We start from the raw sequence: 22,302 nt of genomic DNA on the forward strand, positions 1-22,302 counted from the left end.
TGACCTTATTTGTATCAATTCTTCTCAAGTTCTACATTAGAACTGGTTGCCAGAAGGCTCTGAATCGCCTTTCTCAGCTTGTATGCGCATATAGATTTCTTCACGATGCACAGAAACTTCTTTCGGTGCGTTTACACCAATACGTACTTGATTACCTTTAACACCTAGTACTGTGACAGTTACGTCGTCACCAATCATCAAGGTTTCACCGACACGGCGAGTTAATATTAACATTCTTCGATTCCTTTAAGTATGAATTGAGATCCACTAATTTTTTTAAGCTAGTTTTTGGTCAATGACCTTATCTAAGTTAGTCTAAATTTTAAATTTATCCATAAAAACAATGGTTAAAAATAGATAACTTAGTTCGACGAATCTAAACCGAATCCGCTATGCAGTATTTGAGCTGCTTGAACCAGATTAGTTTCATCAATTACAACAGAACATGATATTTCTGAGGTTGAAATTAATTCAATATCAATTTCAGCAGACGCGAGCAGTGCGACAATTTTGCCAACCACTTTGGTGTGACTATTTAGGCCAATACCAACTGCTGATATTTTAGCAACTGATTCGCGGCTGCGGATAGTACCAAATTTGTTAAACATTGTAATCTCTTGTAGTGCATTTCTCGCATACTCTAGTTTGTCTCTATTCAGTGTAAACAAGAGCTGCTTAGCGAGTGATGACTCACCCACTAACTGCACCATATCAAGTTCAACATTGGCTTTTTCAAGGCAGTCAAAGATTGATGAAACCGCATTATCAGCGACATCAGTTAAGCAAATTAGTGCCTGTTGTTGGTCATGCACAACACTAGACACAGGATTATTGCTTTGGCTTTCAGCTAATGCTTGGCTTTTTGGCAACACAAGTGTCCCCTCCCCTTGGCTAAAACTGCTTAATACACGAATTGGCATCTGATGCCTAAACGCATATTCCACTGCGCGATTTTGCAACACCTTGGCACCTAAACTCGCCATCACCAGCATTTCATCAAAACTTAAGCTGGCGATACGTTGTGCTTTCTCCACAATCCGCGGGTCAGCACTATAAACGCCATCAACATCGGTAAAGATCTGTGCTTCTGCTGCTTTTAACGCTACCGCTAAGGCAACCGCGCTGGTATCTGAACCACCACGGCCAAGGGTCGTAACATTGTGTTCAACGTCTTGCCCCTGAAAGCCAGCTACAACAATGACTTGCTCTTGCGAAAGTGCCTGCGTTAAGCGCTTAGTATCAATTGACTGAATGCGAGCCGCACCAAAACGATTATCAGTTTGAATACCCACTTGATGAGCTAATAAAGAGATAGCGGAAATGCCGCGTTGCACTAAGGCGATGGCCAGTAATGAAATGCTGACTTGTTCACCCGAGGAAAGCAGCATATCGAGCTCTCGGCTAGCAGGTGTCGCATCTAATTGTCGTGCCATTGCCAACAAACGATTAGTTTCGCCTGCCATGGCTGATAGCACGACAACAACCTGATGCCCTTGCCTTACCGTGGTGATGATATTTTCTGCGACCGCTTCAATACGCGAAAGGGAACCTACCGAGGTTCCCCCATATTTCTGAACGATAATCGCCATGTAAAATTACAGTGAACGAATTAGCCCAATTTTTCAGTTAGCCACGGCTGAACTGACGCTAGCGCAGCGGCAATATTTTCAGGTTGGCTACCACCGGCTTGCGCCATATCTGGACGACCACCACCTTTACCACCAACTTGCTGTGCCACCATGTTGACTAACTCGCCCGCTTTCACTTGGCCAGTCAAATCTTTGGTCACACCAGCAATTAGGCCAACTTTGTCACCATTAGCGGTTGCTAGCATGATAATACCTGAGCCCATTTTCACTTTGAGCTCGTCAACCATGCCACGTAGAGCTTTAGATTCAACACCGTCTAAATCGGCAATCAATGCTTTAACACCATTGATATCAACCGCCTGGCTAACTAAGTCACCACTAGCTGCTGATGCTAATTGCTGTTTAAGTTGTGCAATTTCTTTCTCAAGCTGCTTAGCGCGTGAAATCATTTGCTCAACTTTGCCTGTTGTACCGGCAACGTCAGACTTCACCATTGAGGCGATGGTTGCTAGCGTATCAGCTTGGCTATCAATAAAGGTCAAAGCCGCCTCTGCGGTTACCGCTTCTATACGGCGAACACCGGCAGCAATACCTGATTCAGAAGTAATTTTTAACAGGCCAATATCACCAGTGCGATCAACGTGAACACCACCACACAATTCTGTTGAGAATTCACCAAGGGTTACTACGCGTACTTCGTCATCGTACTTCTCACCAAACAGTGCCATCGCACCTTTTTCTTTGGCTTCATCAATTTGCATTAACTCAGTTTCACGTTTTACGTTGCGACGAATTTCGCTGTTCACCATATGCTCAATTTGGCTTAACTCGTCTGAAGTCACCGCTTCAAAGTGTGAGAAGTCAAAGCGTAGCTTTTCAGGGTCAACCAATGAACCTTTTTGCGTCACATGCTCACCAAGCACCTTGCGCAGTGCTGCATGAAGAATATGTGTTGCGGTATGGTTTTTAACAATATTCTCACGACGTGCGACATCAATCTCTGCTTTCACACGGCGGTTAAGGCCAATCGCAATTTGTGCAGTGCCGTGGTGTGCAAAGGCATTACCCACTTTGACGGTGTCAGTAACTTCAAATGTACCGCCGTCTAAATGTAATACACCTGTGTCACCGACTTGACCACCTGATTCGGCGTAGAATGGCGTGTTGTCCAATACAACTACCCCTTTATCGCCCGGTGCTAATTCAACAACCGATTCGCCTTCTTTGAAAAGCTCAACCACAGTACTTGAGTACTCGTGGTTCGTGTAACCTTTAAACTGAGTCAGTTTTTCAGACTTAAGCTGTTCGTTGTAGTCAGTGCCGAATTGGCTGGCTTGCTGCGCGCGCTCACGTTGCAAGCCCATGGCAACATCAAAACCATTGTGATCAATACGCAGTTGGCGTTCACGCGCGATATCTGCCGTTAAATCCGCTGGGAAACCGTAAGTGTCATATAGCTTGAATACATCGTCACCATTGATCACATCACCTGTCATATTCGCGATAATGTCTTCTAGTAGCGCCATACCACGGTCAAGAGTGCGACCAAATTGCTCTTCTTCAATGCGTAGCATTTTTTCAACAACCGCTTGCTGTTGAACCAGCTCAGGATAAGCTTCACCCATTTGCTCAATTAACGCCGCCACTAGTTTATGAAAGAAGAAATCTTTTGCACCTAGCTTGTGACCATGACGAATTGCACGGCGAATAATACGGCGCAGCACATAACCACGGCCTTCATTCGATGGCATTACGCCATCAGCAATCATAAAGCTACATGAACGAATGTGATCGGCAATTACACGCAATGATTTATTTTCTAAGTCGTCACATGCTAGCAAGTTAGCAGCAGCGCCGATTAAACCTTGGAAAATGTCAATTTCGTAGTTGCTGTGCACGTCTTGCATGATCGCAGAGATACGCTCTAAACCCATACCGGTATCTACCGATGGCTTAGGTAAAGGCTCCATCGTGCCGTCAGCATGGCGGTTAAACTGCATGAAAACTAGGTTCCAGATCTCAATGAAGCGGTCGCCATCTTCTTCAGGTGAACCCGGAGGGCCACCCCAAATGTGCTCACCGTGATCGTAGAAAATTTCAGAGCACGGACCACATGGGCCAGTATCACCCATTGACCAGAAGTTATCTGAGTCGTATTGCTTAGCGCCATGCTTGTCGCCAATGCGAATAATTTTTTCTGCTGGCACGCCGACTTCTTTGTTCCAGATATCAAACGCTTCTTGGTCAGTTTCGTATACGGTTACTAACAGCTTTTCTGTTGGTAATGCCAGTACCTCAGTCAAGAACTGCCACGCGTACTTAATCGCGTCTTGCTTAAAGTAATCACCAAAGCTGAAGTTACCTAACATTTCAAAGAAAGTGTGGTGACGTGCGGTATAACCGACGTTTTCCAAGTCATTGTGTTTACCACCAGCGCGAACACAGCGCTGTGACGAGGTAGCGCGCGTATAGCTACGCTTTTCTGCGCCTAAGAAAACATCTTTAAATGGCACCATACCGGCGTTTGTAAACAACAAGGTGGCATCGTTGCCCGGCACCAATGAGGCACTTTGAACAATTTGATGTTGTTTGGAGGCAAAGTAATTTAAAAATGCTTTGCGAATCTCAGCACTACTTCTAATCATGGTTTTTCCAACACTTTCGGTTAATTTGCATTCAATGCCGTTAAGCACTCGTCCATCGAGAAGCCACGGTATTGTAAAAATCGTAATCGCTTGGCTTTGTCTTTTTGATCTTCTATGGGTGTTTCACCAAATCGCTTGCGGTAGGCTTGCTCTGCTTGGGTGTACCAATCGACATTCAACTCGTCTAGTACACTTGTGTAGATATCGCTATTGACCCCTTTTAGCATGAGCTCTTGACGAATCGCATTCCAGCCATAACCTCGGCTTACTTTGTTGCGAATAACGCTCTCGGCAAAACGGATGTTTGACAAGTAATCTTCATCGAGTAAGAAGTTGATCACTTGTTTGATATCGTCAGATGAATAGGCCTTCTTGCTTAGCTTTTGCGTTAACTCTTTAGTCGAGTGTTCTCGGCGCGATAATAGCCCGATGGCGGAGTGTAAAACGTCTTTGTTCAAAAAATATAAAAGCCAGACAAATAATAGTCGGTATTCTACCTAAACCAATGAAGATGTGTAGTGGTTTTTGCTTTGCATTTGCTGAGTTTTAGCGGCAATTGGCGATTCCTGTGCAAATCTGTATGGAATCGCCAAACTCAAATGAAAATGAATATTTTTTCAGGCCGGTTGATAACTTATTTATAGGCTGCAATCAGTGTTTTTAGCCAGCGCTCTTCGGTAATAAAGTTCCAAGAAAGGGCTTTGTATTCTTGCGCGACACCGGCTTTTAAAATATCGGCTTCGCTCTTGCCAGCGCTAAGCTGCGCTTTCACTTGTTGGCTTGTATCGATCATCATGGCGACAAACTCTTTCATGCCCGCTTTGTCTGTCAAATTGCCATGACCTGGAATTATAACCACATCATCGGGAAAGTTGTTAACCATGTAACTCACATTGGCAATGTAACCATCGACGGAGCCACCACCATTGGTGTCTACGTAGGGAAAGCGCCCTTCAAAAAATAAGTCACCTGTATGCAACACATTAGCATTTTTAAAATACACAATAGTATCGCTGTCAGTATGTCCTTTCGGCAAATGCGTTAGTTGCACTTCTTCATTCGCTAAATGAATCGTTACGCCTTTATCGTAAGTGACCACAGGTAAGGCATCTTTGGTTAAGCTGTCATTGCTTTTTAGTCGATTGCGAACATTGTGGTGGGCAAAAATCGGCGCTTTATGTGAAAAGTAACTGTTACTGCCCGTATGATCACCGTGGTAATGCGTGTTGATAACGTATTTTAGATCTTGATCAACAATCGCCTTCATTGCATTTTCAATCTTTTCTGCCAGCGGGGCAAATTTGTCATCCACCAACAATAAGCCTTCACCCGTGGCTAACACGCCAATGTTACCACCTGGGCCGGTCAGCATATAAACATCGCCCGCCGCTTTACTGGTTTCAATTTTGACGTCACTAAAGTCGCGTGCGGAAACAGTAAAACTTGTTGTCGCGGCTAATAATATTAAAGAAAGTTTTTTTAACATTTGTTGTTCTTCTTCATGTAAGCAGAATGTTAATCAAACTGTATAAAATAACCGCTTGTTTGTACAGAACGGTACAAAATTTAGCACCAATAAAATGTAAAAATCATGATCTAGTCATTTGATTAACCCGAACTCCTTGAGTATGTTAAGAGCTTGAAGCTGATAAATGGATGAAAAGCTAACTAGCAAGGAAGTAGCAAAAACAATTATTAGTCAACTGGCGATTATAAGTAGAGATACCTCGATGAATTTTTTATCCAAAAGTATTCTTTGGAAATTACTATTACCCACCATTAGCTTTTTTCTCTTTGTTATTATCGGCTTTGCCGTATTGCTCCCCAATACGCTCAGCAATAATACCCAAAGTGAAACAGTCGACGGCGCAGTACTTACCGCCCAACAATTTAAGAAATTACGTACCTACTACTCAAAAAATATCGTCCAATCTGTCATAAACCCTGATAGCCCGATCAAAGCATCCACTGAACACAAAGACAAAACTGGCGTGATTCCTGTGCCTGCCACTTTCTTACATGATGTGAGCTATGAAATGAGTAGTGAAGACACGCAGTTCTCACTGATCAGTCCATACCCTTTTGCTAACCGCAGTGGTCGCACACTTGATGACTTTAATAAAAAAGCGTGGGAGTTTTTAACTAAAAACCCTGATCAAGCCTACTCAGAATTAACCAAAGTAAACGGTAAACAGATAATGCGCGTCGGCGTCGCTGATAAACTGACCGCGCAAAACTGTGTGAATTGTCACAACAGTCACCCGGATTCACCCAAAACTGACTGGCAGCTAGGCGATGTACGCGGCATCTTAGAGATGAGCATCGACATTAGTGAACAACGCGCCGCTGATAATAAGCTGGCTTGGATTATCATAGGTACCCTGCTGCTGTTACTAGTGATTGTCGTTGTTGTGGTCAACATCAGCTTCTCACGCTTTATTCAGCAAAAAGTGAAATCAATTACCACAGCCGTTGATAACGTTGTTGATGGCGACTTAACCACAGAGTTAGATCACCAACAATCAGAAGATGAGCTAGCGGTTATCATGAAATCAGTGAACCGTATTACTCAGCAGTACAAACAAACCATCGAGCTCATTAGTGATTCAGCGAACCAGCTCAAAGACAAGGCTGGCGATCTGAGCACTATTACTTCAGAAGCAAAAGACGGTACTGAGCGTCAATCGCACTTAACCGCAGAAACCGAGCAATCAATGACGGCCATGTTAGACACGGTTAGTGAGGTAATTAACAATTCAACACAGGCAAGTGAAGCAGCCCAAACAGCGCAATCGGCAACTCAACAGGGGCAAAGCGTTGTAGATAATTCAGTGTCAGTCATTGAGCAAATGTCAGAACAAGCGGAAGCTGCAATGGCGATTATTAATCAACTACAAACTAACGTAGAAAAAATTGGTACGGTTTCCAGTGTTATTGGCTCTATCGCCGAGCAAACCAACTTACTTGCGTTAAACGCCGCGATTGAAGCTGCTCGCGCTGGTGAGCAAGGTCGAGGCTTTGCGGTTGTTGCCGATGAAGTACGTGCACTTGCCAGTAAAACCATGAACTCTACCGGTGAAATTGACAACATCATCAATCAGCTACAAAACACCACTGAAACCATGGTCAGTACAATGACCACCAATAATGAGCAAGCAACAACGGCAGTTGAGCAAATTCAAGAAACCAAGCACTCATTATTGAAAATTGGTGAGCAGGTTGATGATATTTCCGATGTAAACCAAAGCATTAAGCAATCAACGGAAACACAGACTTTGGCAGCGAGCAGTGTTAATGACAACATTTCGCAAATTGCTGAAATCTCACAAAGTGTTGAGCAAGGTACACTGCAAATTTCAAACAGCGCTAGCCAGTTAAACGAGCTTGCTGAGCAGATGCATCAACTATGTCAGAAGTTTAAAACACGCTAACAGTTAATCTGCTAAGCAAACAAAAAGGCCGTAAGCTAGATTATCACTAGCTTACGGCCTTTTTTATTTTGGTATTCTAAATGTTAGGCAACTGATTAGGCGCAGTGCATAATGCAGCTCCATAGTTAATCAAACGCCAGCCCTAATTGTGCTGTCTGCTCTTCAGGTGCTTGTAAGCCGATATGAATACCTAGTAGTCGTACTGGTTTACCCTGCCCACGATGCAGCGCTTCTTTTAAGAGTTTATTGAGTAGAGGCAAACTAATTTCATGGCTTTTCTGATCTTTGGTGGTTTGCACAAAATCATTAAATTTTACTTTCACGCCCAACTTATTCATGCCTGAACTAGCGAGGTATTTTTCTGAACGGCGATAAAGCTCAGGCAATAATTTTTGTTCTAAGATTTGGCTAAGTTCGTTAAAATCGTTGATATCATATTCAAAGGTACGCTCAACTCCCACGGATTTTCGCACCCGCGATATCTGTACTTCACGCTCATCGATACCATGGCTGCGCGCCCAGAGTACCCGGCCATATTTGCCAAATTGACTGATCAGATAGGCTTCTTCAGAGCGACGAATATCGCCGCAAGTGTTAAAACCCAGTTTACTGAGCTTTTCCGAAGTAACCTTTCCGACACCGGGAATTTTACGTAGCGATAAATTTTCTAAAAAATCCCAAATATCATCTGGGGCTATAGTGCACTGGCCATTAGGCTTATTCAGATCGGAAGCAATTTTGGCAACAAACTTTAGTGGCGAAATACCAGCAGACGCGGTTAATCCGGTTGCCTTAACAATTTCTTGGCGAATTTCTTGGGCAACTAAGGTGGCAGAGCCTTGATGTAATGTCGAATGAGATAGATCTAAGTATGCTTCATCAAGCGACAATGGCTCGATTTTGTCAGTATAGCGCTCAAAGATACTGCGAATAATTTCGCTGGTTTCTTTGTACACTTGCATTCGCCCCGGCACGACAACTAAGTCTGGGCACTTCTTACGAGCCAGCGCAACCGGCATTGCCGAGCTAACCCCGTATTGGCGAGCAATATAGTTACAGGTTGACAGCACGCCCCGACGATCAGATTTACCACCAACCGCAACAGGCTTATTCGCTAACGCTGGGTTATCTCTGATCTCGACCGACACATAAAAGGCATCCATATCTATATGGGCAATTTTTCTTTGCATCGTTACCTTAAAACTCTGCCTAACAAATACTGAATACTATTCAAACCTAGCCGCTAGTTTATCAATCATTGCTAGCAACCAGGTGGATCTCGTCCTCTTTTTTACATTGAACAAAATTGCTAAGAACATAAAAAAAGAGCTTAACTGTATATTAATACAGTTAAGCCCATTCTAAAACTTAAAACTCACTATTTTATGCTGGCGCTAATTGATCCTTAAAAAAGGAAAGTCATTCAGCCCGTCAAAGCCGAGCGTTGAGTAACAACCAAATTGATTTTTACACTGACTATTCGGTAACCGAGAGCCCAACGCTTTGGCAGGGCGTCGATAGAGAACTAGTTGCTCGGTTAGCACCTCTTCTATCGGTGGCGAAGTAATAGTAATAACTTCAGTTTCATCTGTTGGCCATACTAAGCTGCCATTTTCATTTTTCATCAAGGGTTGGTTAGCGAGCGCTAAGGAAAGGTCAGGAAAGCTTTCCGCAGTAATAGGCTGTGATGTCTGTATTTGCTCAATCACGGCCGGCATATCTCGGTGGTTGTCTTGATAAGATTTGGCTAAATACTTGTCTGCCTTTTCTAAATCATGCAAACCAAAATCTTTACTTAGATAGGCAATGCCGAGTAAAAAATTGGCGTTCTTATAATCCTTTCCAGCAGCCGTTTCTAAGTAACGAACACCTTTGTTTAAATCTTTGAAACTGGCGTCACTAAGATAAACTAGCCCAGCTTTATAGTGAGCGGCAATATCGCCGCCTTTTGCTGCTTTCTTGTAATAATGCAGTGCTTTTTTGATATTGACTTCCGTACCATAGCCCGCTTGATACAGTTGACCCAATAGGCTCATAGCGCCCGCATGACCGCGCGTTGCCGCTGCTTGATATTGTTTAAAATACTCAGCACAAGTGTCGGTATTACATTCAATTAATTAACTCGACTTGGCTTGAAATGCCAGAGTACAAATAACGATTAACACTAAACTTAACTTATTCACATTTTTTCCCTTCTTAGTTAGCCTTCCTAGTTGGAAATACCCTTTAACCATACTAAAAATTGAAAAAACAACAAGATCACTAAAGCCCTGTGTGATTGATGGCCGATTATTTGTGATCAGCAAAGATGTTCTGGCTATTCGACGGGGACAAAAAAGGCCGCAAATACGGCCCCTTAGAGATTACTTTGTGTATTACTTACAGCGTTTTAATATCAATGCTGTTTTTCGTCATAGCGGCTTTGCGCTCTCGCTCTTGACGCTTTTCGCAAGGGTTATCACAGTTACAGGCTTTGTCGATCCCTAATGAGCCTAAACCACCGCAGCTGCCCGCCAATGACTTTTGTTGGAAGATATAGCCCACCGCCATGCCAGCAACGACTAACAAAAAGAAACCAAGCGTAATTAAAAATAATGTCATAATAATTCCAAGCTAACCCAAGCAATCGGTTGTGCCCAATAGCCCAGTATGTCTCACTGAACTATTTCACTCTTAAAAACGGTGCGATTTTACCGCATTTGTTACATCAACACCATGTTCAGCGTTATCGCGCTTATAACAATTTACCAGCGTAAGTATTTAAAACCGACTAACAAAAGCAATCTAACAGCCTAACCGACTAGTTTACTTGCCGACTACTTTAAAAACGGCATAAATTTCTTGGTATTGATCTCTTCAAAACCCTTATCAGTTTTACTGATCATCATTACCGCTAAATCATGTTGCTCAGCAAAAGCTAGGCCCTTTTCTGGCCCCATCACCATAATGGCTGTCGATAAGCCGTCTGCCGTCATTGAAGATGGATGAATCACAGTCACAGACACTAAACGATGATCAATCGGCTTGCCCGTTTTAGGGTTAATAATATGCGAGTAACGCTTATCATCCACTTCAATATAGTTGCGGTAATCACCAGAGGTGGCTACGGCGTTATCTTGCGGTACGATCACTTGATGCACGCTACGCTCTGTGGTGATTGGCTTTTCAACAGCGATATGCCACAAGGTACCATTGGCTTTAAAACCCTTGAGACGCATCTCACCACCAATTTCCACCAAGTAATTTTGAATGCCTTTGCCTTCAAGTAAATCAGCAACAACGTCAACACCCCAACCTTTGGCAATGGTGGATAAATCTATATATACATCTGCTTGCGTTTTCGCTAAGCCTTGTTCGGTCAATACCAACTTCTCTAACCCAATACGGGCAAATGCTGCAGCCTGCTCTTCTACTGACGGCACTTTTTCAGGTTTTAAGTCGGGACCAAAGCCCCATATGTTAACTAATGGCCCGACGGTAACGTTAAGCATGCCATCGGTGATATCACCTAATCGTAGCGCTTCGGTAACAACGGTTCTAAAGCCTGTTGAAATTGCTGTTGGCTTACTACCTTGGCTATTGTTGAATACTGTGATTTCAGAGTCTTGCTGATACGTAGACATCTGGTTATTCACTTCCACTAAAGCAGCATCTATATCTTGTTGCAGCAATGTTAGATCATACTGGTCTTGCTTAGCCACAACTTTGATATTGTAAGTCGTGCCCATAGTGCGGCCTTGCAAATGAAATTCCTGTTTAGCGTCTTCTGACGGCGCAGGAAAACAGCCAGCGAGTAGCAAGGTAAATGCTGATACAAGCAAAGTTGTTATAACAAGCTTAAACTTCATTTTATAAACCCTAAAATATGTCGATTGATACAAAAAGAGCGGCTAATGCCGCTCTTTATCAGGTTGCCAACTCGAATAATCGCTAGCGAACCTTGGAAAATATCTTAACCACCGAAGTCGTCAAGTAAGATATTTTCATCTTCCACACCAAGATCTTTCAGCATGCCGATAACCGCTGCATTCATCATTGGTGGACCACACATGTAGTACTCACAATCTTCAGGTGCTTCATGATCACGTAAGTAGTTTTCATAAAGAACGTTGTGAATAAAGCCAGTCATACCATCCCAGTTATCTTCTGGTTGCGGATCTGACAAGGCAACATGCCAGTCAAAGTTTTCGTTTTCAGCCGCTAAGCCATTGAAATCATCTTCATAGAACATTTCACGTAATGAACGCGCACCGTACCAGAAAGAGATCTTACGCTTAGAGTTAAGACGCTTAAGCTGATCGAAAATGTGAGAGCGCATTGGCGCCATACCAGCACCACCACCGATAAATACCATCTCGTTGTCAGTGTCTTTCGCGAAGAATTCACCGAATGGACCTGAGATAGTCACTTTATCGCCAGCTTTTAAGCTCCAAATAAACGATGACATTTTACCCGCAGGTAAAGATAGGTTATTAGGCGGCGGCGTAGCGATACGCACGTTCAACATAATAATACCTTCTTCTTCTGGGTAGTTCGCCATTGAGTAGGCACGAAGCGTGTCTGTATCAACTTTCGATTCGATATCGAAGAAGCCAAAACGCTCCCAGTCACCACGATATTCTTCTGGAATATCGAAGTCTTTGTATTTCACGTGATGCGCTGGTGCTTCAATTTGAATGTAACCACCGGCACGGAAAGGTACAGACTCACCATCAGGGATCGCTAGCTTAAGCTCCTTGATGAAGGTTGCTTTGTTGTCGTTAGAAACAACAGTACATTCCCACTGCTGAACACCGAAGATTTCTTCTTCAAGTTCAATGTCCATGTCTTGCTTAACCGCAACCTGACATGATAAACGACAGCCTTCTTTCGCTTCACGCTTAGTAATGTGACCTAATTCAGTTGGTAGAATATCGCCACCACCTGAGTGAACGTGTACACGACACTGGCCACAAGTACCACCGCCACCACACGCTGACGGTACGAAAATACCTTGGTCAGCTAATACGCCCAGAAGTTTGCCACCAGCACCTGCTGTTACCGCTTTTTCTGGGTCACCGTTAATTGAGATGGTTACGTCGCCCGTTGATACTAACTTAGATTTGGCAAATAAAATTACCAAAACAAGTGCAACAACAATTGCTGTAAACATCGATACGCCGAGAATAATTTCCATCGACTTTTCCTTAGCACTTATCTTGAGAAGGCTTAGCTAAACGCTTCACCTTCTGCATTAATCTTATTACAACGAAATACCACCGAAAGATAGAAAGCCGAAAGCCATCAATCCAGCGGTAATAAACGTGATACCCAAACCTTTAAGGCCGTCTGGCACATCAGAGTACTTCATTTTCTCGCGTAAGCCCGCAAGTAAAACAATCGCTAATGCCCAACCAATACCTGAACCGATACCGTAAACTACAGACTCACCTAAGGTTAGGTTCTTGGCAACCATAAAAGATACGGCACCAAAAATCGCACAGTTAACTGTAATTAACGGTAGGAAGATACCTAACGCGTTGTATAACGGCGGGAAGTACTTATCTAAAACCATCTCTAGAATTTGTACTAGTGCCGCGATCACACCGATAAAGGTAATAAATGATAAGAAGCTTAAGTCGATAGACTCAGTTGGGTCAGTAATACCCAACACTGCATCTAATGCACCCGGAGCCAAGATTGCTTGGTAGATAATTTGGTTCGCAGGAACCGCAATACCTAGTACCACAACTACCGCTACACCAAGACCAATCGCCGTGCTAACTTTCTTGGATACCGCTAGGAAAGTACACATCCCAAGGAAGAAAGATAACGCAATGTTCTCGATGAAGATTGTTTTAACTAAAAGTGATAAATAATGTTCCATCGTGCTTAGTCCTTCTCAACCTGCTCTGGTTTCCACTGGCGAATTGCCCAGATGATTAAACCAATAATGAAGAATGACGAGAATGGTAGTACTAACAAACCGTTCGCTTGGTACCAACCACCGTTTTGAATTAATGGTAGGATTTCAATACCAAATAACGTACCGAAACCTAATAATTCACGGAAGAAAGCAACTGATACTAGGATAAAGCCGTAACCTAAACCGTTACCGATACCATCCATAAAGCTCACGCCAGGCTTTTCTTTCATCGCGAAAGCTTCAGCACGGCCCATCACGATACAGTTAGTAATAATCAAACCAACGAATACCGAAAGTTCTTTCGATAATTGGTATGAGAATGCTTTTAGTACCTGATCAACCACGATTACCAATGACGCGATAATCGCCATTTGTACGATAATACGTACACTTGATGGAATGTGGTTACGGATAATAGAGATAAATAAGTTAGAAAATGCCGTTACGAAAACAACCGCTAAGGTCATTACTAACGCATTTGCCATTGAGCTAGTTACCGCTAACGCAGAACAAATACCTAATACCTGTAAGGCAATTGGGTTGTTGTCTACGATCGGGGTAGTTAATACCTTTTTAGCTTCAGAAGCCATTAGTTAAGCCCTCCGCGATTTTTCTTGATGTAAGGCAAGTAGCCTTCTTCACCAAACCAGAATTGCAGTGTGCGTGTTACGCCGTTACTGGTTAATGTCGCACCAGATAACGCATCAACACCGTGCATGTCGCCAGATTTAGCACCACCTTTTACAAGGTTCGCTTTAACAACATCACCTTCGCCGTAAATTTTCTTACCTGGCCACATAGCGATCCACTTAGGGTTCATTACTTCCGCACCTAGGCCCGGAGTTTCTTTGTGATCAGAGTAAATTACGTTTTTCACTGTGTTTAAGTCAGCTTCTAGACCAACGTAACCAAACATTAAGTCCCATAAACCAGAACCTACGATTGGTAGTACCACAGTTTCAACTTCACCAGCACCGTTACGCACTAAGTAAACAACTGCATCGTGTGAACGACGGTTGATACCTGCCATATCATTTTCAGGCTTGTCTGATTTTTGCGCATCACGAGAGTTACGACGCTCGTCAAATAACTCAGGGTTACCGTCAATATAGTCACCTGAATCAAGGTCAATCATTTTCGCTTCCACGAATTGATCGAACGTGCTGTTCACTGAGCTCTTATTCACCGTCTCTGGCAAAATGCCAGCGGCTTCTAAGATCTTAGTTTGTTGATCAAGTGCTTTGTTGTCGATTTGCTTTTGTTTTAAGCCAACCGCTGCTGTTGATACAACCGCCGCACAAACAATACATACCGCTAAAACGAAGCCGACCGTTTTGCCAAAAGTTTCTTTATTAGCTGACACGTGCGATCCTCCGTTTAACATTGGCTTGCACTACAAAGTAGTCAAATAATGGCGCGAATAAGTTAGCAAATAAAATCGCTAGCATCATACCTTCAGGGAACGCTGGATTAACTACACGCACTAGTACAACCATGACGCCAACTAACGCACCGAACCAGTATTTACCCGTATTGGTAAATGACATAGTTACTGGGTCTGTTGCCATAAACATCATACCGAACGCGAAACCACCAACGACTAAGTGCCAGTACCAAGGCATTGCAAACATAGCATTAGTATCGCTACCAATCATGTTAAATAGCGTTGCTGTTACCGCCATGCCTAGGAATACACTTAGTACGATACGCCATGAGGCAATACCTTTGTAAAGAATGTATGCACCACCCACTAAAATAGCGGCAGTAGACACTTCACCCATAGAGCCAGGAATAAAGCCCCAGAATGCGTCGAACCATGCTTGGTTCATGCTGTAGTCAATTGCGCCTACTTGTGCTGCTGCGCCCGCTGCTAAGTACGTCGCACCAGAGAAACCATCAACAGCAACCCATACTGCGTCACCTGAGATTTCCGCAGGGTAAGCGAAGAATAAGAAAGCACGCCCCGCTAATGCTGGGTTTAAGAAGTTTTTACCTGTACCACCGAAGATTTCTTTAGCGATGACAACACCAAAAGTAATACCGATAGCCACTTGCCACAATGGAATTGAAGCTGGCAAAATCAAGGCGAATAGAATTGAAGTAACGAAGAAACCTTCGTTTACTTCGTGCTTACGCACTGCCGCGAATAACACTTCCCAAAAACCACCAACGATGAACGTTGTTGCGTAGATTGGTAGGAAGAAACACGCGCCGTACAGCATCATAGTAAACCAGCCAGCGTTTGCTGTTAGCTCACCACCTAGCATTTGGAATAAACCAACTTGCCATGAGTCAGGTAATGCATAACCTGCTTGTAATGCTTCAACGGCTTGGAAACCGATGTTGTACATACCAAAGAACATTGCAGGGAAAACCGCTAACCACACAGTGATCATAATGCGCTTTAAGTCGATGCTGTCACGAATGTGAGTTTTGCCTTTGGTGACGTAACCAGGGGTAAATAAACCCGTCGCTACGGCTTCATATAGGGCAAACCACTTCTCGTGTTTACCGCCTTTTTCAAAATGCGGCTCAATATCTTCAATAAACGTTTTTAAGCCCATGTCTAACCTTCCTTCTCAATCGTCGTCAGGCAGTCACGAAGTAATACGCCGTAATCTGTTTTGCCTGGGCAAACAAATGTACATAACGCTAAATCTTCTTCGTCTAGCTCTAGCGCACCCAACTGCTGTGCACTGTCAGTATCACCCGCGGCTAAATCGCGTAGTAATAAGGTCGGTAAAATGTCTAACGGCATAACACGCTCATAGTTACCAATTGGCACCATGGCACGGCTTGAACCATTAGTGGTGGTTGTCATGTTAAACAACTTACCTTTAAAGAAGTGAGACATGTAAGCGCGAGTAACCGAGAACTTGTTCGGACCTGGGTACATGTAACCGATGAATTCTTTTTCACGACCTTCAAGTAAAGCAACAACTTGGTTGTGGTAACGACCTAAGTAACCGTGAACGGTTTTTGCTGTTTGACCTTGTAGTAAAGAGCCAGACACTAAACGTACTTCACCGTCAGTGGTTTCACCAGCAGCTAACTCATTGATGTTAGCACCCAGTACAGTGCGCACTAAGCTAGGCTGTTTTGCCGCAGGGCCAGCGAAAGAAACAACGCGGTTACTGTTTAGTTGACCTGTAGTGAATAACTGACCAAAAGCGATAACGTCTTGGTAGTTTAAGTGCCAAACAAACTTGTCAGCACCAACAGGCTTAAGGAAGTGAATATGAGTACCAACAAGGCCTGCAGGGTGTTTACCGGCAAATTCGGTAACCACTTCGTTAGCATTCGTTGGAATATTAGCGCCAGGAGCTTTTGATACGAACACTTCGCCTTCAGTTAAGCGGCTAAGTACCACTAAACCTTGTTTGAACGCTTCTGTTTGCTCGTTAATAATAACTTCTGGGTTCGCTGCTAATGGATTGGTATCCATGGCACTAACGAAAATTGCTGCCGGTACAGAATCAATCGCAGGGATTTTACTGTATGGACGTGTACGCAATGCTGTCCATAAACCTGAGTTGACTAGGTTAGCAACAACATCTTCGCGTGCAATTGACGCAAGTTCATTAGCTGAGTAGCTGTTGAAGGTTTCTTGCTCATCGCCATCCTTCTCTTCATTGAGAGTGATAACAACGGATTGCAAAACACGCTTCTCGCCACGGTTAATCTCGGTAACAACACCGGCTGCTTGAGCTGTGAATTTAACGCCAGGGTTCTTTTTATCTTCAAAAAGTACCTGACCTTTTTTAACACGGTCGCCTACTTTGACGTGCATAGTAGGGCGCATGCCCACAAACTCTTCACCCAATGTTGCAACGGTTTTGATGGACGGACCATCATGGATTACTTGCTGGGGAGCACCCTGTACAGGAACATCCAGACCTTTTTTGATTGTAATCATAAACACTTGCACTACTTTGACGGGAGTATAAAAACCAGCTAACAATAATCTTGCTAAGCACGCTTATCGTTAAGTGATTTCAGTGTATTTCAGTGGTTTCACAGCCTTTGCATCGACTACCCGACGAAAATCAATAGATTATCAGCAGATAATTTCAACAAAAGTTATTAGCCACCAGACTTAAGTTAAAAATTTCAGCGGCGAATTTTAGCACGAAAAAAGAGTATTATGCTATCCGCGCTCGTCACTTTTCGTAACAAATATACGTAAACAACGGCCGACTCAGGTTAAATTCTAGTCAAGATATTAAAATATGCTGCCCATAAAAAAACCAGCTAATGAAATAGCTGGTTTTTTCAAACACTTAAAATATAGGTAATTAACTCAGATGGTTAATCTCAGCCAATGGGCTAACATCTGCGTCGTAATCAACACCCTCAACCCCAAAACCGAATAGTTTCAAGAATTCTTGGTGATAACCCACATAGTCGGTTAGCTCGTCAATGGTCTCTGTTTCAACTTTATCCCAAATGGCTTGCACGCGATCTTGCACGCTATCTTCTAGCTCTTTGTAGTTCTGGCTTAAGCGGCCAGCCTCATCTAAACGTAGTGAGTCACCGTACAGATTCTCACGGAAAAGATCTTGAATCTGTTCAATGCAGCCCTGGTAGCTGCCATCGCCTTTCATCACTTTAAACATCGCTGAGATATAAAGCGGCATAATTGGAATTGCAGAACTCGCTTGCGTAACAACAGCGTTTAGTGAGGTTACGTAAGCTTGACCAGCTAGGCTCGCTGTCGACGTATTAATCGCTTTGGCAGCGCGATCTAAGTCTTCTTTCGCTTTACCTATAGTGGCATGCCCGTAGATTGGCCAAGTTAATTTTTTACCGATGTAGGTGTAAGCAGTTGTTTTGAAGCCTTCGGCTAACACACCAGCATCGCCTAATGCCTTGATCCACAGTTCCCAGTCAGCACCGCCCATGACGTCAATGGTACCTTGAATTTCAGCATCATTCGCTTGTTCTACCGTAACCTCGTCAACGACGCGTTTTGACGTGTTTAAGTTCTTAGTCGTCACTGTTTCGCCAATTGGCTTTAACGTTGAAGAGTATACTTCGCCCGTATCAGGATCTGTTCTACGCGGCGATGCGAGTGAGTAAATCACTAAATCTACTTGGCCTAAATCTGCTTTAATTGTTTCAATGGTTTTCGCTTTAATTTCGTGAGAAAACGCATCACCATTAATATTTTTTGACCATAAACCCGCTTCATCTGCCGCTTTTTGAAAAGCCGCAGTATTGTACCAACCAGCACTGGCTGTTTTCTTTTCTGTTGGTGGTTTTTCAAAAAATACGCCTAAGGTTTTTGCACCATTGCCAAATGCTGCGGTAATGCGCGACGCTAAGCCGTAACCTGTTGAGGCGCCAATTACTAACACATTTTTTGGTTTTTGCTCAGCTTGCGTTTGACTTTTTACATAGGCGATTTGCTCTTCAACATGAGCGGCACAGCCGGTTGGGTGGGCATTTGTACAAATAAAGCCACGGATTTTCGGTTGAATAACCATAAGAAACCTTTGTTAACCTTGTTCTGATCATTATTTTTAAAATTGCTGCCTAGTGTACCTGTCTTTGCAGTAAAAGAGGTACGAGCAGCAATTTTCAATGAGTTATTTAGGACTGTTGCGTTTATCGATTGTTTAAGTATTGCTTTAACGTTGTATCGTGATATTGGCGAATAGACGCCATAAATTCACTGTATGATTGCCAAACACGCGCAAAATCTTTGTCAGCCGCAACTTGCTCGTTAATTACCTCATCAGTATGCGCTTTTAAGCCGGCCAACACTGATTCTGGCAAGGTGCGCATTTGAACGTTGTGCTTTTCAATTAACGTCTGCATTGCTGCATTATTACGGGCATTGTATTCATCTAGCGTGTCTTCATTAACGGCTCTAGCCGCAACTTCAATAATTTTTTGTAAGTCTTTTGGCAGCGCTGAAAGCGCTTTTTCATTGATCAGAAACTCTAAGCCCGTGCCCGGCTCATGCCAAATTGAAGAGTAGTAATATTCAGCCGCTTGATAAAAGCCAAAAGCTAAATCATTGTATGGGCCAACCCATTCAGTGGCATCTATCGCACCGCTTTGCAATGACGAGAATATTTCACCGCCAGTTAATGTGACTGGAATTGCACCAGCGCGTTTTAGCACTTCACCACCAAGGCCTGGAATACGCATTTTCAAGCCTTCTAAGTCTGCCATTGAATTGATTTCTTTTTTAAACCACCCTGCAAACTGTGCTCCTGAATTACCTCCAGCCAGCGGAATGATGCCGAATGGTTTGTAGAGCTCTTGCCATAGTTCAAGACCACCGCCGTGGTGTAACCAAGCGTTTAATTCGGTTGCTGTCATACCAAATGGAATAGCGCCAAAAATAGGTGACGCTGGAATTTTACCTTTCCAGTAATACGAGCCTGAGTGCCCCATTTGGACTGTACCTTGTGAAACCGCATCGAATACTTCAAATCCTGGTACTAGCTCGCCAGCGCCATAAACTTGGATGGTTAATCGGCCATCGCTCATTTCGCCAACCATAGCAGCGAATTTCTCTGGCGCAACACCTAAACCGGGAAAGTTCTTCGGCCAAGAGGTCACCATTTTCCATTGGAACGTTTGCTGCGTTGCAACGCTAGATGAGGATGCGGTTGTGGTTGCTTGCTCACCGCATCCAGCAAGTAATACCACTAACAAGATACTAGAAAAAAAATAAGAGAGAATACGCTGCATGTTTTGTCCTTGTTTTAATTTTTCATTAACCCTATGTCTGCCGTGAATTAATATTTAGCCCTAAATTAGCCATACATTATTTGAGGCAGCCAAGTTACCAAATGTGGCCAGATTGCCAAAATAATCAGCAGTAACAGTTGAATCGCAATAAACGGAATAACGCCGCGATAAATGTCTGCTGTTTTGACTACTTTATCGGCAACACCGCGCAAATAAAACAGGGCAAAGCCAAAAGGTGGCGTTAAGAAGGAGGTTTGTAGGTTAATCGCAATCATGATCCCAAGCCAAATTGGGTCTAGCCCCATCATTAATAGCACTGGCGCAACGATTGGAATGACAACAAAAGTGATTTCAATAAAATCGAGAATAAAGCCCAGTAAAAAAATCACCAACATGACGATTAATGTCGCGCCAAGCACACCACCTGGCATTTGTTGGAAAAAGCCATGCACCAGCTCTTCGCCACCGAAGCCGCGAAACACCAGTGAAAACAGGCTAGCGCCAATTAAAATCAAAAACACCATAGAGGTAATTTTAACTGTGCTGTCCATTACAGCTTGCAAGTTTGCCTTGCTTAATTGACCTTGTATCAAAGCCAATAACAAAGCGCCCATAGCGCCGACTCCCGCCGCTTCAGTGGGCGTTGCAAAACCAAATAATATTGAACCTAACACCGCAATAATCAAAAACAGTGGCGGTAACAGGGCTGTTAACATCAATCGGCTCAGCGATTGCTGCTGGTCCAATTCAGCAATATCCTCTTTGGCAACTTTCGGCGCAGCTTTAGGATTAAAAATAGCTACCGCAAGGCAATAGCCAATATAAAGCGCAACGAGCAATAACCCAGGAACTACTGCACCGGCAAAGAGCTCGCCTACCGACACAGTTTCTGGACTGAAAATCCCCATTTTTAGCTGCGCCTGCTGGTAGGCACTGGAAAGCACATCACCCAATAACACAAGTGCTATTGATGGCGGAATAATTTGTCCAAGCGTCCCTGTTGCACAAATAATACCTGTTGAGAACTTAGGATCGTAGCCGCGCTTAAGCATTGTTGGCAGTGATAGTAACCCCATAGTAACGACTGTCGCGCCCACTATACCGGTACTGGCCGCCAGCAACATTCCCACTAACGTAACCGCAATAGCTAAACCACCGTGAAAGCGCCCCATTAATAACGACATAGCCGTTAATAAGTTTTCCGCAATCTTTGCCCGCTCTAGCATAGCCCCCATAAACACGAAAAGCGGCACGGCTAGCAAGGTTTGATTGTTTATCACGCCATATAAACGGCTTGGCAGAGCACTGAGAAATAGCGGTTCAAAGACTCCAGTGGCGACGCCAAAGCCAGCAAAAATCAATGCGACACCCGCTAGTGTTATCGCAACGGGATAGCCAATGAGTAAAATCAGGCAAACGCAAACAAACATCAATAAAGGGATATAACTCATCATAGTTTATCCCCTTGGTGGCTTTGTGATTGTGTATCACTGTTGCCATCTGATTGCTCGCTTTCTGACTCTTTGCTAACCAGCGTATTTATATTTCGAATAATCTCAGCTAGCCCTTGCAAGCCAAGTGCTATGGCAAATAGCCAGAGATACGTTTTACTGAGATAAACAAACGGCAAGCCACCGGCTTCAGACGATTTCTCGGCAATGCGCCAAGACGTTAAGACGTAATCGAAACTGACAATAAATACAAAAATAACCACTGGAAGTAATAGGATTAACGTACCCATTAGGTTAACCAGCGCTTTTTGTTTGGCGGTGTAACCTTGGTAGAAAATATCTACCCGAACATGGCCATCAGCTTTTAAGGTATAGGCTGCACCTAACATGAATACTAAGCCGTGGAGATAAAGTACAGACTCTTGCATGGCAATCCAGCCAATATTGAATCCATAACGCAACACAACAATGGCAAAGGTGAGCACCACCATCAGCAAGGTTAGCCACCGAATAACCGCGCCCAAACCGACAGTTATGCGATCAATCATGGCCAAAAACACCGTTAAGCCGTTCATC

Annotated in this window: 20 protein-coding genes; 1 reads left to right on the forward strand and 19 read right to left on the reverse strand. The window is 43.6% G+C overall.

Annotation, left to right across the window (positions count from 1 at the left end):
* Positions 1-36: 36 nt before the first annotated feature.
* The 5 genes from csrA to DXX94_RS07720 form a co-directional block, all read right to left on the reverse strand.
* On the reverse strand, positions 37-234 hold the full coding sequence (csrA, locus tag DXX94_RS07700) for a carbon storage regulator CsrA (RefSeq protein WP_115999145.1): 198 nt from the start codon (positions 232-234) through the stop codon (positions 37-39).
* 128 nt (positions 235-362) lie between these two features.
* Positions 363-1,589: an aspartate kinase gene (locus DXX94_RS07705; protein ID WP_116014958.1), complete on the reverse strand. Its 1,227-nt coding sequence runs from the start codon at positions 1,587-1,589 to the stop codon at positions 363-365.
* A gap of 20 nt (positions 1,590-1,609) precedes the next feature.
* Positions 1,610-4,234, reverse strand: coding sequence for an alanine--tRNA ligase (gene alaS / locus DXX94_RS07710; protein ID WP_116014960.1), 2,625 nt, complete (start codon positions 4,232-4,234; stop codon positions 1,610-1,612).
* A 20-nt stretch (positions 4,235-4,254) separates the two neighbouring features.
* Entirely contained in the window at positions 4,255-4,692 is a 438-nt protein-coding gene (locus tag DXX94_RS07715) for a regulatory protein RecX (RefSeq protein ID WP_116014962.1), read from the reverse strand.
* Positions 4,693-4,868: 176 nt separating this feature from the next.
* Positions 4,869-5,720, reverse strand: a complete 852-nt coding sequence (locus tag DXX94_RS07720) for an MBL fold metallo-hydrolase (RefSeq protein ID WP_116014964.1) — start codon at positions 5,718-5,720, stop codon at positions 4,869-4,871.
* 244 nt (positions 5,721-5,964) lie between these two features.
* Between DXX94_RS07720 and DXX94_RS07725 the strand changes: the two genes are divergently transcribed.
* A complete protein-coding gene (locus tag DXX94_RS07725) occupies positions 5,965-7,665 on the forward strand; it encodes a methyl-accepting chemotaxis protein (RefSeq protein ID WP_181901507.1) in 1,701 nt (566 codons plus the stop codon).
* A gap of 125 nt (positions 7,666-7,790) precedes the next feature.
* On the opposite strand, the gene dinB is transcribed toward DXX94_RS07725, so the two are convergent.
* The 14 genes from dinB to DXX94_RS07795 all read right to left on the reverse strand — a co-directional run bounded on the left by dinB (position 7,791) and on the right by DXX94_RS07795 (position 22,301).
* On the reverse strand, positions 7,791-8,855 hold the full coding sequence (gene dinB, locus DXX94_RS07730) for a DNA polymerase IV (protein ID WP_116014967.1): 1,065 nt from the start codon (positions 8,853-8,855) through the stop codon (positions 7,791-7,793).
* A 204-nt stretch (positions 8,856-9,059) separates the two neighbouring features.
* Positions 9,060-9,701: a tetratricopeptide repeat protein gene (locus DXX94_RS07735; protein WP_116014969.1), complete on the reverse strand. Its 642-nt coding sequence runs from the start codon at positions 9,699-9,701 to the stop codon at positions 9,060-9,062.
* A gap of 343 nt (positions 9,702-10,044) precedes the next feature.
* The gene (gene nqrM / locus DXX94_RS07740; RefSeq protein WP_116014970.1) at positions 10,045-10,266 is read right to left on the reverse strand and encodes a (Na+)-NQR maturation NqrM; all 222 of its coding nucleotides are present in this window, start codon (positions 10,264-10,266) and stop codon (positions 10,045-10,047) included.
* Positions 10,267-10,481: 215 nt separating this feature from the next.
* Entirely contained in the window at positions 10,482-11,513 is a 1,032-nt protein-coding gene (locus DXX94_RS07745; protein WP_116014972.1) for an FAD:protein FMN transferase, read from the reverse strand.
* 104 nt (positions 11,514-11,617) lie between these two features.
* A complete protein-coding gene (gene nqrF / locus DXX94_RS07750; RefSeq protein WP_115999136.1) occupies positions 11,618-12,841 on the reverse strand; it encodes an NADH:ubiquinone reductase (Na(+)-transporting) subunit F in 1,224 nt (407 codons plus the stop codon).
* Between the two features lie 66 nt (positions 12,842-12,907).
* Complete coding sequence (gene nqrE, locus DXX94_RS07755; RefSeq protein ID WP_115999135.1) at positions 12,908-13,531, reverse strand: NADH:ubiquinone reductase (Na(+)-transporting) subunit E; 624 nt, start codon at positions 13,529-13,531, stop codon at positions 12,908-12,910.
* 5 nt (positions 13,532-13,536) lie between these two features.
* Positions 13,537-14,160: an NADH:ubiquinone reductase (Na(+)-transporting) subunit D gene (locus DXX94_RS07760; protein WP_116014973.1), complete on the reverse strand. Its 624-nt coding sequence runs from the start codon at positions 14,158-14,160 to the stop codon at positions 13,537-13,539.
* Complete coding sequence (locus DXX94_RS07765) at positions 14,160-14,933, reverse strand: Na(+)-translocating NADH-quinone reductase subunit C (RefSeq protein ID WP_116014975.1); 774 nt, start codon at positions 14,931-14,933, stop codon at positions 14,160-14,162. Before DXX94_RS07765 ends, DXX94_RS07760 begins: the two co-directional genes overlap by 1 nt.
* Positions 14,923-16,134: an NADH:ubiquinone reductase (Na(+)-transporting) subunit B gene (locus DXX94_RS07770; protein WP_116014977.1), complete on the reverse strand. Its 1,212-nt coding sequence runs from the start codon at positions 16,132-16,134 to the stop codon at positions 14,923-14,925. Before DXX94_RS07770 ends, DXX94_RS07765 begins: the two co-directional genes overlap by 11 nt.
* A 2-nt stretch (positions 16,135-16,136) precedes the next feature.
* A complete protein-coding gene (locus tag DXX94_RS07775) occupies positions 16,137-17,486 on the reverse strand; it encodes a Na(+)-translocating NADH-quinone reductase subunit A (RefSeq protein WP_116018387.1) in 1,350 nt (449 codons plus the stop codon).
* A gap of 379 nt (positions 17,487-17,865) precedes the next feature.
* On the reverse strand, positions 17,866-19,056 hold the full coding sequence (gene fabV / locus DXX94_RS07780; RefSeq protein WP_116014978.1) for an enoyl-ACP reductase FabV: 1,191 nt from the start codon (positions 19,054-19,056) through the stop codon (positions 17,866-17,868).
* Between the two features lie 121 nt (positions 19,057-19,177).
* Positions 19,178-20,275, reverse strand: a complete 1,098-nt coding sequence (locus DXX94_RS07785) for a TRAP transporter substrate-binding protein (RefSeq protein ID WP_116014980.1) — start codon at positions 20,273-20,275, stop codon at positions 19,178-19,180.
* Between the two features lie 65 nt (positions 20,276-20,340).
* A complete protein-coding gene (locus tag DXX94_RS07790; protein WP_220348188.1) occupies positions 20,341-21,726 on the reverse strand; it encodes a TRAP transporter large permease in 1,386 nt (461 codons plus the stop codon).
* On the reverse strand, positions 21,726-22,301 hold the full coding sequence (locus DXX94_RS07795) for a TRAP transporter small permease subunit (RefSeq protein ID WP_116014983.1): 576 nt from the start codon (positions 22,299-22,301) through the stop codon (positions 21,726-21,728). Before DXX94_RS07795 ends, DXX94_RS07790 begins: the two co-directional genes overlap by 1 nt.
* Position 22,302 lies beyond the last annotated feature (1 nt).

It is taken from the genome of Thalassotalea euphylliae (assembly GCF_003390375.1).
Classification (GTDB): Bacteria; Pseudomonadota; Gammaproteobacteria; order Enterobacterales; family Alteromonadaceae; genus Thalassotalea_F; species Thalassotalea_F euphylliae_A.

What these genes read in the sequence shown, in the direction of transcription:
- csrA (WP_115999145.1), bottom strand. Translation starts at nt 234, where the DNA reads ATGTTAATATTAACTCGCCGTGTCGGTGAAACCTTGATGATTGGTGAC.
- DXX94_RS07705 (WP_116014958.1), bottom strand. Translation starts at nt 1,589, where the DNA reads ATGGCGATTATCGTTCAGAAATATGGGGGAACCTCGGTAGGTTCCCTT.
- alaS (WP_116014960.1), bottom strand. Translation starts at nt 4,234, where the DNA reads ATGATTAGAAGTAGTGCTGAGATTCGCAAAGCATTTTTAAATTACTTT.
- DXX94_RS07720 (WP_116014964.1), bottom strand. Translation starts at nt 5,720, where the DNA reads ATGTTAAAAAAACTTTCTTTAATATTATTAGCCGCGACAACAAGTTTT.
- DXX94_RS07725 (WP_181901507.1), top strand. Translation starts at nt 5,965, where the DNA reads ATGAATTTTTTATCCAAAAGTATTCTTTGGAAATTACTATTACCCACC.
- dinB (WP_116014967.1), bottom strand. Translation starts at nt 8,855, where the DNA reads ATGCAAAGAAAAATTGCCCATATAGATATGGATGCCTTTTATGTGTCG.
- DXX94_RS07735 (WP_116014969.1), bottom strand. Translation starts at nt 9,701, where the DNA reads ATGAGCCTATTGGGTCAACTGTATCAAGCGGGCTATGGTACGGAAGTC.
- nqrM (WP_116014970.1), bottom strand. Translation starts at nt 10,266, where the DNA reads ATGACATTATTTTTAATTACGCTTGGTTTCTTTTTGTTAGTCGTTGCT.
- DXX94_RS07745 (WP_116014972.1), bottom strand. Translation starts at nt 11,513, where the DNA reads ATGAAGTTTAAGCTTGTTATAACAACTTTGCTTGTATCAGCATTTACC.
- nqrF (WP_115999136.1), bottom strand. Translation starts at nt 12,841, where the DNA reads ATGGAAATTATTCTCGGCGTATCGATGTTTACAGCAATTGTTGTTGCA.
- nqrE (WP_115999135.1), bottom strand. Translation starts at nt 13,531, where the DNA reads ATGGAACATTATTTATCACTTTTAGTTAAAACAATCTTCATCGAGAAC.
- DXX94_RS07760 (WP_116014973.1), bottom strand. Translation starts at nt 14,160, where the DNA reads ATGGCTTCTGAAGCTAAAAAGGTATTAACTACCCCGATCGTAGACAAC.
- DXX94_RS07770 (WP_116014977.1), bottom strand. Translation starts at nt 16,134, where the DNA reads ATGGGCTTAAAAACGTTTATTGAAGATATTGAGCCGCATTTTGAAAAA.
- DXX94_RS07775 (WP_116018387.1), bottom strand. Translation starts at nt 17,486, where the DNA reads ATGATTACAATCAAAAAAGGTCTGGATGTTCCTGTACAGGGTGCTCCC.
- fabV (WP_116014978.1), bottom strand. Translation starts at nt 19,056, where the DNA reads ATGGTTATTCAACCGAAAATCCGTGGCTTTATTTGTACAAATGCCCAC.
- DXX94_RS07785 (WP_116014980.1), bottom strand. Translation starts at nt 20,275, where the DNA reads ATGCAGCGTATTCTCTCTTATTTTTTTTCTAGTATCTTGTTAGTGGTA.
- DXX94_RS07790 (WP_220348188.1), bottom strand. Translation starts at nt 21,726, where the DNA reads ATGAGTTATATCCCTTTATTGATGTTTGTTTGCGTTTGCCTGATTTTA.
- DXX94_RS07795 (WP_116014983.1), bottom strand. Translation starts at nt 22,301, where the DNA reads ATGAACGGCTTAACGGTGTTTTTGGCCATGATTGATCGCATAACTGTC.